The sequence below is a fragment of the Spirosoma lacussanchae genome (assembly GCF_005870035.1).
Classification (GTDB): Bacteria; Bacteroidota; Bacteroidia; order Cytophagales; family Spirosomataceae; genus Spirosoma; species Spirosoma lacussanchae.
Genome location: NZ_SWJG01000001.1, coordinates 894,528 through 909,101 on the forward strand (window position 1 = coordinate 894,528; position 14,574 = coordinate 909,101).

Sequence of the window (14,574 nt, forward strand, 5' to 3'; positions counted from 1 at the left end):
GGTTCGGTCAGTGGCCTGTTTGGAGGACACCGACGCTATTGGTGAAACACCCGGATGAGGTGATTAATTCGCCGTAAAGGTAGACCGGGCGGCTCGCCAGCGGGCATCACAAATCGTGATGAGGGATAACAAGCCGGAATACATTGCCGGTATAAATAGGGGACTGACTGCTTTTCTGACTAAATCAGCGTTTCATGAAGTCCCTCTCCGGTTACCTTCGAATACTTACGGTGGTTGTTCTCTGCGGTCCGGCGCTGCAGGCTCAGGACAAGCCCATCACCGCAGCCACCAAACTGCCCGCCCATCCGCGTATCCTGATGCTGGCTGGCGAAGAAGCCAACATTCAGCAGACCCTCCGCGCCGATAAAACCTGGAACAGCCTGCACCAGGCGATGCTGGCCGAATGTGACAAGCTGATCGCGGTTGCACCGGTAGAGCGGATTCAGATTGGCCGGCGGCTACTCGATAAGTCGCGCGAGGCCCTGCGTCGGCTCTTTCTGCTGTCGTACGCCTGGCGAACGACTAAGCAGCGGCCTTACCTGGAGCGGGCCGAAAAAGAACTGCTTGCTATATCAGCCTTCAGCGACTGGAACCCGTCACATTTTCTCGACGTAGCCGAGATGACCATGGCCGCCGGGATCGGTTATGACTGGCTCTACAACGACCTGTCGGCCGCGTCCCGAACCGCCATCAAAACGGCCATTCTGAAAAAAGGAATCGAGCCTTCGCTCGACAGCCGCTACAACAGCTGGCTGAAGGCAACGCACAACTGGAACCAGGTCTGCAACGCGGGTATGGCCTATGGCGCCCTGGCCATCTACGAAGACCAGCCCGAGCTGGCCCGTACAATCCTGAACCGCTCTGTCGAAACCATCGTCCTATCGATGGGCGACTACGGTCCCGACGGCGCCTATCCCGAAGGCTACGGCTACTGGGGGTATGGCACGAGTTTCAACGTCATGTACATCAGCGCCATGGAAAAAGCCTTTGGTCGTGATTTTGGCCTGTCGAACCAGCCCGGCTTCCTGAAAACGGCGGAGTATATGGCCAACATGACGGGACCTACGGGCAGCTCGTTCAACTACTCCGACGCGGGTACGGGCGGTAGCCTGCAGCCGGCCATGTTCTGGTTTGCTACAAAAACAAAAAATCCGTCGCTATTGTGGGTAGAGCGCGGACGGCTGCTGACCGAAGACCCCGCCCGTCAGGTTAGAGACCGGTTGCTGCCGGCCATCATGCTCTGGAACGGAGGCATTCGGGTCAACTCCATTCCGGCGCCCGCGTCGACGCTGTGGGTTGGCAAGGGGAAAAACCCGGTGGCGCTGATGCGCTCATCCTGGACCGATCCGGCGGCTATCTATGTCGGAATGAAAGGCGGGTCGCCGTCGGTTAACCATGCGCATATGGATGCCGGTTCGTTCGTGATGGAAGCCGATGGCGTTCGGTGGGCCATGGACCTGGGTATGCAGGATTACAACTCGCTGGAGTCAAAAGGCATCAAAATATGGGGTAAGGAGCAGGATTCGCAGCGCTGGGAGGTCTACCGCTATGGCAACGCCGTACATAACACCCTGACCGTCAATAATGGTCTGCAGCGGGTCGACGGCTATGCGCCTATTACCCGCTCATCGGGATCGGCCCGGTTCATGCACGCCACTACCGACCTCAGTTCGCTCTACAGCGGCTCGCTGACCAAAGCCAGCCGGGGTATTGCAATCGTTGACCAGGATCATGTGGTGGTGCGTGACGAAGTCGAAGCTGCTGCCAGTCCGGCTACCATCCGCTGGACCCTGCTCACAACGGCTACCGTAACCGTAGTCGGAAACAACCGCGCCGAACTGACCAAAAACGGGAAGAAACTCATGGTTCAGGTGCAGGAACCGGCAGCCGTGACGCTGAAAACCGCCCCCGCCGAACCGACCCACGACTACGATGCGCCCAACCCCGGCACAACCCTGCTGACTTTTGAGGTACCTGTAGCGGCCGGTACCAAAGGTGCCCTGACCGTGTCGCTGCTCCCCGAGCGGGCGGCCGCTAAACCGGCCCGTCCCGTACAACCGCTTCAACAGTGGCCCTAACCTAAACCCATCTGATAAAACTCCCCGAGTCTATGCTGACAATCTTTCGTAAACCTGCTTTCGTTTTACCGGCGCTGCTGCTGCTGGCCGGTAGTGTTGCCATGATTCCCCAGGCCAAAGAGCCGCTCGGCGTTGGGACGAAGCCTCCCAAAGGCGCCGATATCCTGTTCGATGGGAAGCGGCAGACTCTCGACGATAAGTGGACGTACTGGCAGGGGCCGCGTCTGGCAGCTACGCTCCCCATCAAATGGTTTCTCGTGCCCGACCCCGCGGGAAAAGGCATGGTGCTGAATACCAACGACCCGGCCGGGGCAGGTGGTAAGTACGGAGCCGCCGACATCGTGACGAAGAAGAACTACCGCGATGCCCGCATTCACGTTGAGTTCTTTATTCCGGAGCCGGGCGGTAATAGTGGCGTTTATCTTCACAACCGGTACGAGATTCAGGTGTTCGACGGCGACACAACCTCCCACGGTATGGGCGCGATTATCAACGAAACGCCCTCGCCCTATTACGCCTACAACGGCGTTGGCAAGTGGAATGCCTACGATATCATGTACCGCGCTCCGCGTTTCGAAAACGGCAAACTAACCGAACGGCCGCTGGTAACCCTATATTTCAACGGGAAAAAAGTGCATACCAATCATGCCATCAAACAGGTCTGGGGCGGGCCAAACTCGGGTATCGACGGCGGTAACGATGGCGGAAAAGGCATCACCGAAACCCCCGGCGGGCTGAAACTACAGGCCGAAGGGCATAACGTGCTGTACCGCAATCTCTGGATCAAGGACATGGACCTGACCAAAGCCGATACTGATTTTTAAGCGAGTAATCTGATGATGAGGTTTTCAGTGCCGGGGCTGGCTCTCGGCCTTTTTCTGGTAGTTGGTCAGCTCCTGGCTCAGCCCGCTACGCCCCTCAGCCGGCTGCGGGTTCAGGGCAACGCCTTCGTCACGGCCGACGGGAAGGCGTTGGTTTTCCGGGGGCTGAATGCCAGCGATCCCGATAAGCTGGAGAAGAGCGGGCATTGGGACCGGTCCTATTTTGAGGAGATGAAACGCTGGGGCGCTACCATCGTTCGGTTTCCGGTTCATCCGGCCGCCTGGCGCAACCGGGGCAAAGAGCAGTACCTCCAGCTGCTCGACAAGGGCGTGGCCTGGGCCGGTGAGCTGGGGCTGTATGTGGTCATCGACTGGCATACCATCGGGAACCTTAAAAACGAGATGTACCAGAACCCCATGTACGAAACCACCCGCCGGGAAACGTTCGAGTTCTGGCGTACCATAGCCGATCATTACAAAGACAACACAACCGTTGGGTTTTTCGAACTCTTCAACGAGCCTACCATCATGGGCGGCAAACTGGGCACCTGCAGCTGGGCCGAGTGGAAAGCGCTGATGGAAGAAACCATCACCATTATCCGGGCCAACGGTGGTAAAGCGATTCCGCTGGTGGCGGGTTTCAACTGGGCCTATGACCTGCGGGACGTTGCCAGCAGCCCGATCAATGCCGAGGGAATCGGCTATGTGAGCCATCCGTACCCGATGAAACGCGAAAAGCCCTGGGAGGATAAATGGACGGCCGACTGGGGATTTGTGGCCAAAAAATACCCGCTGATCCTGACCGAAATTGGCTTCTGCGGTCCCGACGACAAAGGCGCTCATGTGCCGGTCATCAGCGACGAATCGTACGGCGACGCCATCACGCGGTACTGCGACACGAACGGTATTTCGTACATCGTCTGGGTGTTCGACCCGCAGTGGGCCCCCATGCTGTTTACCGACTGGACCTACAAACCTACCCGCCAGGGGATGTACTTCAAAAAAGCCCTGCAACAGCAGTCGACTCGCCGGTAATGCGCCTGCGGGCTTGTGTTTGTATATTGTATAGCCCGTTTTTGTATTGTGTATCCCGGCATGAATGCCGGGCCTATTCATGATTCGCCCCAGTCCGGATCCTTTACCCGGCGACCCATGACTAGCGTCGGCATTTATGCCGATGCCATGTTTAAAATACCACCCGATTTCCCGGCCTAAATGCCGGGCCTGTTCATGATTCGCCCCGGTCCGGATTTCGCTCAGGGTGAGGTATGATTAGCATTGACATTCATGTCGATGTTGTATTCATGGATAATATATCCCGGCATGAATGCTGGGCCTGTTCACGGGGGTGCGCTCGGGTGTGGCCGCCTATTGAGCGAACGGAAGGAGTTTTTGCCAAATCCTGCGTATACTTGTCAACCACCTTACCCTGACTCATTTTCATGAATTATCTCACCTGGCTACTGCTTGGCCTGGCCGGTTTATGCGCTTCCTGCCAGTCGGCCGAAACAACCAACGCTACCCTGAAAACGTACTTTGCCGCCGACACCAGTGGGGTGGCCGACGGGGGCGTTCGTGTCATTCCGATCCAGACACCTAAGGGAACCTTCAAGGTCTGGACAAAGCGCTTTGGCAACAACCCGACCATCAAACTACTGCTTCTCAACGGCGGGCCGGGCGCTACACACGAATACTTCGAGGTGATGGAAAGCTACCTGCCTGCCGAAGGAATCGAGTTTATCTACTACGACCAGCTGGGCACCGGCAACTCCGATAATCCGAACGATACCACCTTCTGGGATTTGCCCCGTTACGTTGAGGAAGTGGAGCAGGTACGTACGGCGCTGAACCTGACGGCCGATAATTTCTACCTGCTGGGCCATTCGTGGGGTGGTATTCTGGCTACCGAATATGCGCTCAAATACGGCCAGAACCTGAAAGGGCTTGTTATCTCCAATATGATGGCCAGCTGCCCCGACTATGGCAGGTATGCCGATGAGGTATTGGCCAAACAGATGGACCCCGCCGTGGTGAAAGAAGTAAACGAGCTCGAAGCCAAAGGTCAATATACCAATCCCCGCTATATGGAGTTGCTGATGCCCAACTTCTACGCGAAGCACATCTGCCGACTCCCCATGGACCAGTGGCCGGAGCCCATGACACGGGCTCTCAACAAAACCAACCAGTCGCTTTACGTGACTATGCAGGGACCCAGCGAATTTGGCATTGCGGGTAAGCTGACCAACTGGGATCGGAAAGCCGACCTGCCCAAAATCAAAGTGCCCACACTGACCATCGGTGCACAGTATGACACCATGGACCCCACCCACATGAAATGGATGTCGACCCAGGTCGCTAACGGCAGCTACCTTTATTGCCCCAACGGGAGCCACATGTCGTTGTACGACGATCAGAAGACCTACATGAAAGGGCTTATCACCTTCCTCAAGGGCGTAAACGCAGGTGAGAAAAAAGTCGCTTTGTAATGTGCAGAGGTAAAAAGCATGGTCCGCCATTCATGCCGATGCCATATTCGTGGATGCCCGGCATAAATGCCGGGCCTATTCATAGATAGCCCTCAATGCGAACCTTGCCGTTTAGGTCCATGACTAGCATCGGCATTCATGCCGATGTCATATTTTATACACCACCCTCGTTTCCCAGCATAAATGCCAGGCCTATTCATCGGTAGCCCTCAATGCGAACCCTGCCGTTTGGGTTCATGACTAGCATCGGCATTTATGCCGATGCTTTTTTGCGAACCGGTATTTTCCCGTCGAAGATCTGCTGCCATTGCCAGTTGGTTTTGCCTTTCTCCCGTTGCAGGATGAAAAGCGGCTGGTTAAGCTTGACGGGGTCTTTGGCGTAGAAAGCGCCGTCGGTGGTCGAGCGGTAGTATACCTTCAGCGTGGTTGGAGTACCGGTTGCCCAGCACTCCAGGTGATAGAAGGTCTGGATGCCCTGCGCGTGTACGTCGCACAGGTTCATGCCCTTGTACTTGTCTTTCACGATGATGGTATACGTGACACCATCGGGATGCTCACCCGACCATTTGCCCAGCCAGCTGTCTGTCGACTGAAAGCCGAGAAGGAGGGCAGAGATGAGCAGAAAACCAGCAAACAAAGCGGAGCGAAGCATAAGCGCGGAGGTTTGGTGAGCAGATCTGGAGGCCGCTATCAGGAATGGTTAAAAACGTACCACATAAAGGCTACCATAATGGACTCGATAATCCAGACATAGCGCGTGTCATAGCGAACAGCCCGACGAACGAGCCAGTGGAGTCCGAGGGCGCCCGTCATGAGCGGAATGCCGAAGAAAAACTGGAGCACGTTATTCTCCTGCTTCATATCGACAAACCCATACAGGATCATGATCAGGCCCATCAGCGACAGCAGGACGAGTGGCGTAATGAGACCAAACAGCTTCGATATATCCATTTGAACGATACCGTTGAGATCATGCAAGCTAGCCGCTGCAGAAGCCTGGTGTTGGCGGCCAGTTCGCGAAACAAATGCTGACTATTTCATTTTAACATGAATACGCACTGGTTTGTTGGATCGCCGACCGCACCCCGGTAGTTGTTACGTCCAGTAGGCGAATTTGCGTTTGGTGAAGATGGACTTGGGAATCATGGCATGAACGCCCAGGGTCTGATCAACCACCTGACTTACTTCAAAGTCGACACCGGTGCTGGCAATGGACAGGGCTTCGTTGACGGTGAAGCCCAGCTCCTCTTTCATGAACATGACGGCTTCCATGAGCGCGTTTTTCATGGCTTTGTTGAGGTCTCTGTCGAGCCCAACGGCAATGAAGTGGGTGGGCGTTTCGGCGCGGGGCATCTTCAGCGCTTTTCCTTTGTGCACAATGAATCGGGCCGTTAGGGTAAGGGCCGTTTCGATAGCGACTCCGCTGACTTCGCCGTTACCCTGCGCGCCATGACCGTCGCCGGTGGTAAAGAGGCCACCCGGTACCGAAACGGGTAAAAAAAGGGTAGTGCCTTTGGTCAGGTGTTTGATGTCCAGATTGCCGCCAAAAAAAGCCGGTGGGATGGAGCTGACCCGGCCGGTTTCGGGGGGCGGAGACAGGGCCATAACGCCCATGAATGGCTTCAGCGGAATTTCGACCCCTTCTTTCAATACCGCCACCCGGCGTTTGCTGTCGTAACGATAGACAAAGGTGTCGCGCGTGGTGACGGCATCGGGAATACCTCCGCCACCCGGCCATACGCTGTTGACCCCGAAGCCAGCCGGGAACGTCAGGTCGAGGATACGGATTTCCAGGGTGTCGCCGGGTTGCGCGCCATCGATGTAGATGGGGCCGGTTAGCATGTGGCCGCGAATGCCGGAGGGCTCGGGCTTCACATTCTTCATGATGGCGATGACCTCCTGCGCGTGGGCATCGATGGGCAGGTTGTTCTTCGTGTAAAACTCTTCGGGATTGGTGCGACTCACGCCCGATGGATTGACCGTTTGAATCTCGACCACATCGCCGTCTTTTACGGTATATACCTTGGGCACATCAGCTCCGAAATAGCCCCATACCATATTTTCGGGCAACGACCGAATGACATGATCGGGCTTGATACGTGTGGACGAAGCGGCCGGTAAGGGCGGCTGGCTGGTTGGCATCGGGCTGGCACTGGCCGGTAGCGCAGCCGCCGATAAGACCGCCAGACCGCGCTGGCCGGTTCGGCGTAAAAAATGACGTCGGGACGTTTTCATCAGGTTGTCTGGTTGGCAGAGGGGGAGAAGCTTCTAAGATAGAAAATAGACCGCACCCAGGAAAGCCCAACGGGGTCTGAAGAGCTACATTTGTCCCTATGAGTGCTCCTTCATTTCTGCTGGTCGGCATAACCGACGGCAGTCCCCAAAGCCAGGACATACCAACGCTGGCGGCTCTGTTAGCCAACGGACTTGACTTTCTGTACTGGCGTTCGGCCGGGCAGGAAGCCTCGCCGGACAGGTTACTGCCCGATAAACAGGCCTCGGTGCTGCTGTCGGCCAGCCGGTCTGATGCGGTTCCTTTTCCTTTTCGGTGGCACGTGAAAGAAGCCGACCGGCAATGGCTGACGGGCCGCGAAGCCGCTCCGTTCTCGACCAGTATTCATCACCTGAGTGAGTGGGCAAACCTGGCCGGGCGCGTTTCAATGGTTTTCTATAGCCCGGTGTTTGCCAGCATCAGCAAGCCCGGCTACGGCCCGTCGGTCAGTCTGGATACCATTGGGCGTCAGCAACTGGCTCTGCGCGAACAGCATACCCAGTTGCCGTTGCTGATTGGACTGGGGGGCATCACAGCCAAAAACGTAGCCCTGGTCAGGCAGGCCGGATTCGACGGAGCCGCGCTGATGGGTGGACTATGGCAGCAACCCGATCCGGTCGGGGCATTGAACGACATAAAGGCTTCAGTGGGCCGTTGACAGGTTTCGGCAGGCGTTAATACCTCCGCGTAGATTAACCACGTTCCGGTAGCCCTGCTGCCATAAAAACTGAACCGCCTGCCGGCTTCGCCCACCCGCCTGGCAGTGGATAATAACCGGTCGATCGGCGGGTACCTGGGTGGGGTGTTGTAACAGATCGGCCAGTGGCAGCAGCTGCCCACCCATATTGTCCCGCTCGTACTCGGCAGCCTCCCGTACGTCCAGCAACAGGGGCTTGTTGCCCCGCTGCAACCAGTCGGGCAACTCCTCCGGTCCTATCTCCGGCCACGTATCCGCACAAACCGGCATCGGCTCGGGCAATGACTTCAGGGTTCGGTTGGCCGGATTGGCCGTAAACGAGAAGGTATCGAACGAGCAGGTCAGCGCGTTAAACACCAGTACGATTCCGCTGAGCAAGGTGCCAATGCCCGTGATGAGCTTGATCGCTTCATTGGCCATCAGGCAGCCAGTCATACCGGGCAGTACACCCAGGACCCCTACCTCGCTGCAGGCCGCCAGCTCACTCGCTTCGGGGTATAGACAGCGGTAGGTAGGCCCGTTGTGGTAGTTGAAAACGCTGACTTGCCCCTCAAATTGATAGATAGACCCAACTACCAGTGGTTTTCCCAGTAAAACGCAGGCGTCATTGACCAGGTAGCGGGTTGCGAAATTATCAGACCCATCGATTACCAGGTCGTAAGGCGTCAATAACTCCAGCGCGTTGGACCGATCCAGAAATACGGCATGGGACATCACCTGAACATACGGGTTCTGACGGGCCAGCCACCGGGCCGCTACGTCGGCTTTGGCCTGGCCAATATGCTCGGGCGCGAAGAGAATCTGGCGTTGCAGGTTGCTGGCTTCCACCCGATCGCCGTCGATGATACCCAGCCTGCCCACGCCGGCAGCGGCCAGATACTGCCCCACCGGACAGCCCAGCCCGCCCGCGCCGATCAGCGCCACCCGCGCCTGTTTAAGCCGTTCCTGCCCGGCCAGACCAATTTCCGGCAGGCGGATGTGGCGGTTGTAGCGGTTGATTTCTTCCGGAGTCATACGGGCATAAACGTTCTATCCCAGTCTTTCCAGACTGGTTCATATCCCTGCTGCCGAATAACCGCTTCCATCTCGGCAGGACTACGCTCGTCGGAGATGGCAAACTGTTCCAGCGATTGGGGTTCCACGGCGTAGCCACCCGGATTCGTTTTCGAGCCCGCGCTCAGACTCGTGATGCCCAACCGCAGCGCGTGGTCCCGGAAGCGGGGTGTTTCGCGGGTCGACAGCGATAGTTCAACCTCTTCGCTGAACAGCCGGTAAGCGCAGATCAGCTGCACCAGATCCCGGTCAGACATACACCGCTCGAACGACTTCGACGTGATGGTGTCGTTTTGCCGGAGATCGATTGGGCGCAGTCGCGGAAACGAAATGCTGTACCGGGTTTGCCAGTAGGTCCGTTCGAGATAATGCAGGTGAGCGGCCGTAAAAAAACTGTCGGTGCGCCAGTCTTCGAGGCCCAGTAGGGCGCCCAGGCCAATTTTGTGGATACCCGCCTGGCCGAGCCGGTCGGGCGTTTCGAGTCGGTAGGAAAAGTTCGATTTTTTGCCTTTCGGATGGTGGGTTCTGTAGGTGCTGCGGTTGTAGGTTTCCTGATAGACCAACACCGTGTTCAGCCCTTCGCTGATCAGCTCTTCGTACTCCGGCTGGTCGAGCGGCTGCACCTCCATCGAGATATGCGAAAAAAACGGCCGCAGCAACCGAATGGCCTGTTTCAGGTACGGCACGCCAACTGTCTGATTGGCCTCGCCCGTTACCAGCAGGATGTGCTCATAGCCGAGCGTCCGGACGGCCTGCGCTTCCCGCAGTAGCTCCTCGGCGGTCAGGGTGCGCCGGGCAATCCGGTTGTCGAGGCTGAACGCGCAGTACGTACAGATATTCTGGCATTCGTTGGATACGTACAGGGGTGCGTAGAGCTGCATCGTTTTTCCGAACCGTTTCTGGGTCAGCTGGTGACTAAGTTGAGCCATCGGTTCCAGATAAGGCTGAGCCGCCGGCGAAATCAGGGCCCTGAAATCATCGAGTGTGCGTCGGCTATTGGACAGCGCCTGCTCTACCTGCCGGGGTGTTGTCGCGTAAATGTCGCGCTGAACGGTTGGCCAGTCGTGGGCCTCAAACCAGGATTGGTGGGTCATAGGTCGTCCAGAAAAGCGGTGAGTGGGCTGCTGGCGCTGGCGGTGGTTGCGGGGCGGGCCAGCCGGGCTTCGTACGACAGCCGACCGGCCTCAACGGCCATCCTGAAGGCCGTAGCCATGCGTACGGGATCGTCAGAAACGGCAATAGCGGTATTGATCAGCACCGCATCGGCCCCCAGCTCCATAGCCGCAGCCGCGTGCGACGGGGCACCCAGGCCCGCATCAACCACAACCGGAACCCGGCTTTGCTCAATAATTATTTCCAGGAAATCGATTGTTCGCAGCCCTTTGTTGGTGCCGATTGGGGCGCCGAGCGGCATCACAGCCGCTACCCCAACTTCTTCCAGCCGCTTACACAAAACCGGGTCGGCGTGGATATAGGGCAGAACGACAAAGCCGAGCTTTACCAGCTCTCGGGCCGCGTTTAGCGTCTCGATCGGATCGGGGAGCAGGTATTTGGGGTCGGGGTGAATTTCGAGCTTTAGCCAGTTGGTTTCGAGTGCTTCGCGGGCCATCTGGGCCGCAAACACAGCCTCGCGGGCCGTTCGTACGCCCGATGTGTTAGGCAGTAGCTTTAGCCGGGAGTGGGTCAGGTAGGCAAGGGTGTTATCCTGGTGGGCATAGGCGTCTACCCGCTTTAGGGCTACCGTTACCAGCTCCGTACCCGAGGCCAGCAGGGCCTCTTCCATCAGCTGCGGTGAACCAAATTTACCGGTGCCGGTAAACAACCGCGATGAAAACGACTGGCCGGCGATGATTAATGGCTGAGTGGTCATGTCAGTGAACGGCAGGGGTTAGAATTGATAACTGATCCAGGAAAAGGCGGGTCTGGCGGGCGGGGTCGCTGGCTCCGCTGATGGCCGACGATACGGCAATACCGTGCAGACCGGTTTGCATTAGCGGGGGTACATCGGACAGGGTAATACCGCCAATGGCAACAATAGGAACAGAAAGGGAGCGGTTCTGCAGCGCCGACAGGATCGTTTGGTAGCCTGCCAGACCCAGAATGGGGCTGAGCTTTTCTTTCGTTGTCGTAAACCGAAACGGCCCCAGCCCAACGTAGTCGACGCCGTGCTGGTAGTGGGTCAGTATGGTGTCGAGCCGGTTGGCGGTGCCCCCGATCAGGAACCCATCGCCCAGGAGCGCCCGGGCGTCGGGCACGGGCATGTCGTCCTGACCCAGGTGTACGCCGTCGGCTCCGATATCGCCCGCCAGGGTTGGGTTGTCGTTAATAATCAGCCGGGCGTTATGCTGCCGACAAACCGCGAGGGTATCCTGCGCTATTGCCTTCCAGTCGGCATAGGACCGGTTTTTTAGCCGAAGCTGAATCCAGTCAACACCGGCTCGGCAGGCGGTTTCGGCCTGTTCCGGTTGGGTGACGATATAGTGTAACTGGCTTATTTTCATGAGAGCGACTGGTGAAAGCCAAGCAAGCCGGGGCTACTGGCCAGGTATTGATTCATATAGCGACGTGCCGTAGCGCAAGCCTCCGGTAGCGGCTGTCCTTTGGCTAAACCCGCAGCCAGGGCCGACGAGAGTACGCAGCCACTGCCGTGCTTTTCGCCATCCGGCAGGAACGGCGCCGGGAACTCGGCTATGTCCTGCCCGCCCAACAGTAACCTGTCGGTTGTTATCCCGTTGATCGGTTCCGCATGACCGCCTTTGAGATATACCGGGCAATACACGCTGAGCGTCCTGGCGGCCCGAACGGCTTCATCTACAGCGGCAAGCCGCTGCACCTCGGATACATTGGGCGTCAGCAAGCTCAGCCGGGGCAGTATGGTCGACAGCAGCGTCTGGCTGGTCATCGCGTGGAAATCAAAGCCCGCGGAGGCTTTCAGAATCGGGTCCCAGATGATGGGCAGGCCGGGCCACGTTTGGGTTAGCCAGTCGGTCAGCTCCGCCAGCACCGGCAGCGACTGAACCAGCCCAATCTTGACGACTGAAATCGGGTAGCGGTCAGCCAGCGGCACACACTGGGCGATAATCGAATCCAGCGCGACCCACTCAACAGCCCTGAAATCGGCATCATGCTGCATCGTCAGGGCCGTACAAACCCCCAGGCCGTAGACATCCAGAGCCTCCATAACTTTGGCATCGGCCAGTAGCCCTGCTCCGGCGCTGGGGTCGAGTCCGGCAATAGACAGCGCGTAAGGACGTTCGTGCTGAACCGGTGGCCAGGTGCGCGATGCGGTCATAAGTAAAGCTGGCTACCCTGTTCGGCAAACTCTTTTGCTTTCACCTGCATGGCCTGATCAAGGGCGTCGGCATCGGCCAGCCCGTTCTGGTCGGCGTAGTCGCGAACGTCCTGCGTAATCTTCATCGAGCAGAAATTCGGGCCACACATCGAGCAGAAGTGGGCGGTTTTGGCCCCTTCGGCGGGCAGCGTTTCGTCGTGAAACTCCCGCGCCGTATCCGGATCGAGCGAGAGGTTGAACTGATCCTGCCAGCGAAACTCGAAACGGGCTTTACTCAGGGCGTTGTCGCGATACTGCGCACCGGGGTGACCTTTGGCCAGATCGGCTGCATGGGCGGCAATCTTGTAGGTAATAACGCCGTCTTTAACGTCTTTTTTGTTCGGCAAGCCGAGGTGCTCCTTGGGCGTAACGTAACAAAGCATGGCCGTACCGAACCAGCCGATCATGGCCGCGCCAATACCCGATGTGATGTGGTCATAGCCGGGGGCAATATCGGTTGTGAGCGGCCCGAGCGTGTAAAAAGGCGCTTCGTGACATTCCCGCAGCTGCTTGTCCATGTTGGCCTTGATCAGGTGCATAGGAACGTGGCCGGGGCCTTCGATCATTACCTGCACATCGTGCTTCCAGGCAATTTTAGTCAGCTCGCCCAGGGTTTCGAGTTCGGCAAACTGGGCCGCATCGTTGGCATCGGCAATGGAGCCGGGGCGCAGCCCATCGCCCAGCGAAAATGACACATCGTAGGCCTTCATGATGTCGCAGATCTCTTCGAAATGCGTATACAGGAAGTTTTCCTTATGGTGGGCCAGACACCACTTGGCCATGATGCTGCCGCCCCGCGAAACAATGCCCGTAACGCGTCGGGCCGTCAGCGGAATGTAGCGCAGCAGCACGCCGGCATGAATGGTGAAATAATCGACACCCTGTTCGGCCTGCTCGATGAGTGTATCCCGAAACAGCTCCCAGGTCAGGGCCTCGGCTTTCCCGTTTACCTTCTCGAGAGCCTGATAAATGGGCACCGTCCCAACGGGCACCGGACAGTTCCGGATAATCCACTCGCGGGTTTCGTGAATGTTTTTGCCCGTCGACAGATCCATCAGCGTATCGCCACCCCATCGGCAGCTCCATACCGCTTTTTCTACTTCTTCGTCAATGCCCGACGATACAACCGAGTTGCCAATGTTGGTGTTGATCTTGACCAGGAAATTACGGCCAATAATCATCGGTTCGCTCTCGGGGTGGTTGATGTTGGCCGGAATGATGGCCCGTCCGGCGGCTACTTCCTGCCGAACAAATTCGGGTGTGATGTAGGGAACGGGGGTGTTGGCGCCAAAGCTGTTGCCCGGGTGTTGTTTCCAGAGCGACGACTGGTCGTTGAGGGTGTCGATCCGCTGGTTTTCCCGAATGGCGATGTACTCCATCTCGGGGGTAATGATGCCGTTGCGGGCGTAATGGAGCTGCGTTACGTTCTGGCCCGCCCTGGCCCGCACCGGAAACCGGATGTGGGCAAACCGCAGGGCATCCAGGTCGGGGTTGGCCAGTCGCTGGTTGCAGTAGTCCGACGAAAACGACGTCAGCTGTTCGGTATCGCCCCGGTCCCGGATCCACGGTTCGCGAAGCCGATCGAGGCCGAGTTGCAGGTCGATGCTGGCGTCGGGGTCGGTATAGGGGCCGCTGGTATCATAAACCGTTACGGGCGCGTTGGGCTGGCTGACTTTCCGGTTACCGACCTGCGTGACCGTATCCGACAGGGTGATTTCGCGCATGGCCACGCGGATATCATAGAGTTGGCCGGGCACGTAGATTTTGCGCGAACCGGTCAGGGGCTGGCGCGTAATGGTCTGCTGCGAAGGTAGTTGTTCGGTTTTCTGGCTCATC

Annotated in this window: 14 protein-coding genes; 5 read left to right on the plus strand and 9 right to left on the minus strand. The window is 57.8% G+C overall.

What is annotated here, in order from left to right:
* Nucleotides 1–194 precede the first annotated feature (194 nt).
* The 4 genes from FBR45_RS03720 to FBR45_RS03735 all read left to right on the plus strand — a co-directional run bounded on the left by FBR45_RS03720 (nucleotide 195) and on the right by FBR45_RS03735 (nucleotide 5,385).
* Nucleotides 195–2,078, plus strand: a complete 1,884-nt coding sequence (locus FBR45_RS03720; RefSeq protein WP_138499446.1) for a heparinase II/III domain-containing protein — start codon at nucleotides 195–197, stop codon at nucleotides 2,076–2,078.
* A 32-nt stretch (nucleotides 2,079–2,110) separates the two neighbouring features.
* Nucleotides 2,111–2,902: a 3-keto-disaccharide hydrolase gene (locus FBR45_RS03725; protein WP_138499448.1), complete on the plus strand. Its 792-nt coding sequence runs from the start codon at nucleotides 2,111–2,113 to the stop codon at nucleotides 2,900–2,902.
* Between the two features lie 12 nt (nucleotides 2,903–2,914).
* Complete coding sequence (locus tag FBR45_RS03730; protein WP_246082095.1) at nucleotides 2,915–3,934, plus strand: glycoside hydrolase family 5 protein; 1,020 nt, start codon at nucleotides 2,915–2,917, stop codon at nucleotides 3,932–3,934.
* A 407-nt stretch (nucleotides 3,935–4,341) separates the two neighbouring features.
* A complete protein-coding gene (locus tag FBR45_RS03735) occupies nucleotides 4,342–5,385 on the plus strand; it encodes a proline iminopeptidase-family hydrolase (protein WP_138499450.1) in 1,044 nt (347 codons plus the stop codon).
* Between the two features lie 253 nt (nucleotides 5,386–5,638).
* Here FBR45_RS03735 and FBR45_RS03740 read toward each other — a convergent pair whose 3' ends face one another.
* From FBR45_RS03740 to FBR45_RS03750, 3 genes are all read right to left on the minus strand, one after another.
* Complete coding sequence (locus FBR45_RS03740) at nucleotides 5,639–6,037, minus strand: DUF5991 domain-containing protein (RefSeq protein ID WP_138499452.1); 399 nt, start codon at nucleotides 6,035–6,037, stop codon at nucleotides 5,639–5,641.
* A 38-nt stretch (nucleotides 6,038–6,075) separates the two neighbouring features.
* Nucleotides 6,076–6,336: a hypothetical protein gene (locus tag FBR45_RS03745; protein WP_138499454.1), complete on the minus strand. Its 261-nt coding sequence runs from the start codon at nucleotides 6,334–6,336 to the stop codon at nucleotides 6,076–6,078.
* Between the two features lie 144 nt (nucleotides 6,337–6,480).
* Nucleotides 6,481–7,620: an acetamidase/formamidase family protein gene (locus tag FBR45_RS03750; protein ID WP_138499456.1), complete on the minus strand. Its 1,140-nt coding sequence runs from the start codon at nucleotides 7,618–7,620 to the stop codon at nucleotides 6,481–6,483.
* A 98-nt stretch (nucleotides 7,621–7,718) separates the two neighbouring features.
* Here FBR45_RS03750 and FBR45_RS03755 point away from each other — a divergent pair, with 98 nt between their 5' ends.
* Nucleotides 7,719–8,315: a thiamine phosphate synthase gene (locus tag FBR45_RS03755; RefSeq protein WP_138499458.1), complete on the plus strand. Its 597-nt coding sequence runs from the start codon at nucleotides 7,719–7,721 to the stop codon at nucleotides 8,313–8,315.
* Here the strand turns inward: FBR45_RS03755 and moeB are convergent.
* Genes moeB through thiC form a run of 6 tightly spaced genes read right to left on the minus strand, consistent with a single transcriptional unit; the run spans nucleotide 8,301 to nucleotide 14,573 of the window.
* A complete protein-coding gene (moeB, locus tag FBR45_RS03760) occupies nucleotides 8,301–9,368 on the minus strand; it encodes a HesA/MoeB/ThiF family protein (protein WP_138499459.1) in 1,068 nt (355 codons plus the stop codon). The two genes, FBR45_RS03755 and moeB, sit on opposite strands and share 15 nt — an antisense overlap.
* Nucleotides 9,365–10,501 (minus strand): 2-iminoacetate synthase ThiH, encoded by a 1,137-nt coding sequence (gene thiH / locus FBR45_RS03765; RefSeq protein ID WP_138499460.1) that lies wholly within the window; start codon nucleotides 10,499–10,501, stop codon nucleotides 9,365–9,367. Before thiH ends, moeB begins: the two co-directional genes overlap by 4 nt.
* Complete coding sequence (locus tag FBR45_RS03770; RefSeq protein WP_138499461.1) at nucleotides 10,498–11,277, minus strand: thiazole synthase; 780 nt, start codon at nucleotides 11,275–11,277, stop codon at nucleotides 10,498–10,500. Before FBR45_RS03770 ends, thiH begins: the two co-directional genes overlap by 4 nt.
* 1 nt (nucleotide 11,278) lies before the next feature.
* Nucleotides 11,279–11,908 (minus strand): thiamine phosphate synthase, encoded by a 630-nt coding sequence (locus FBR45_RS03775; RefSeq protein ID WP_138499462.1) that lies wholly within the window; start codon nucleotides 11,906–11,908, stop codon nucleotides 11,279–11,281.
* Nucleotides 11,905–12,699 (minus strand): hydroxymethylpyrimidine/phosphomethylpyrimidine kinase, encoded by a 795-nt coding sequence (locus tag FBR45_RS03780; RefSeq protein ID WP_138499463.1) that lies wholly within the window; start codon nucleotides 12,697–12,699, stop codon nucleotides 11,905–11,907. The genes FBR45_RS03775 and FBR45_RS03780 overlap by 4 nt, the downstream gene beginning before the upstream one ends.
* Nucleotides 12,696–14,573 (minus strand): phosphomethylpyrimidine synthase ThiC, encoded by a 1,878-nt coding sequence (gene thiC, locus FBR45_RS03785; protein ID WP_138499464.1) that lies wholly within the window; start codon nucleotides 14,571–14,573, stop codon nucleotides 12,696–12,698. Before thiC ends, FBR45_RS03780 begins: the two co-directional genes overlap by 4 nt.
* Nucleotide 14,574: the final 1 nt, after the last annotated feature.

Excerpts from the sequence above, each read along its gene's own strand:
- FBR45_RS03720 (WP_138499446.1), top strand. The coding sequence starts at position 195 with ATGAAGTCCCTCTCCGGTTACCTTCGAATACTTACGGTGGTTGTTCTC.
- FBR45_RS03725 (WP_138499448.1), top strand. The coding sequence starts at position 2,111 with ATGCTGACAATCTTTCGTAAACCTGCTTTCGTTTTACCGGCGCTGCTG.
- FBR45_RS03730 (WP_246082095.1), top strand. The coding sequence starts at position 2,915 with ATGATGAGGTTTTCAGTGCCGGGGCTGGCTCTCGGCCTTTTTCTGGTA.
- FBR45_RS03735 (WP_138499450.1), top strand. The coding sequence starts at position 4,342 with ATGAATTATCTCACCTGGCTACTGCTTGGCCTGGCCGGTTTATGCGCT.
- FBR45_RS03740 (WP_138499452.1), bottom strand. The coding sequence starts at position 6,037 with ATGCTTCGCTCCGCTTTGTTTGCTGGTTTTCTGCTCATCTCTGCCCTC.
- FBR45_RS03745 (WP_138499454.1), bottom strand. The coding sequence starts at position 6,336 with ATGGATATATCGAAGCTGTTTGGTCTCATTACGCCACTCGTCCTGCTG.
- FBR45_RS03750 (WP_138499456.1), bottom strand. The coding sequence starts at position 7,620 with ATGAAAACGTCCCGACGTCATTTTTTACGCCGAACCGGCCAGCGCGGT.
- FBR45_RS03755 (WP_138499458.1), top strand. The coding sequence starts at position 7,719 with ATGAGTGCTCCTTCATTTCTGCTGGTCGGCATAACCGACGGCAGTCCC.
- moeB (WP_138499459.1), bottom strand. The coding sequence starts at position 9,368 with ATGACTCCGGAAGAAATCAACCGCTACAACCGCCACATCCGCCTGCCG.
- thiH (WP_138499460.1), bottom strand. The coding sequence starts at position 10,501 with ATGACCCACCAATCCTGGTTTGAGGCCCACGACTGGCCAACCGTTCAG.
- FBR45_RS03770 (WP_138499461.1), bottom strand. The coding sequence starts at position 11,277 with ATGACCACTCAGCCATTAATCATCGCCGGCCAGTCGTTTTCATCGCGG.
- FBR45_RS03775 (WP_138499462.1), bottom strand. The coding sequence starts at position 11,908 with ATGAAAATAAGCCAGTTACACTATATCGTCACCCAACCGGAACAGGCC.
- FBR45_RS03780 (WP_138499463.1), bottom strand. The coding sequence starts at position 12,699 with ATGACCGCATCGCGCACCTGGCCACCGGTTCAGCACGAACGTCCTTAC.
- thiC (WP_138499464.1), bottom strand. The coding sequence starts at position 14,573 with ATGAGCCAGAAAACCGAACAACTACCTTCGCAGCAGACCATTACGCGC.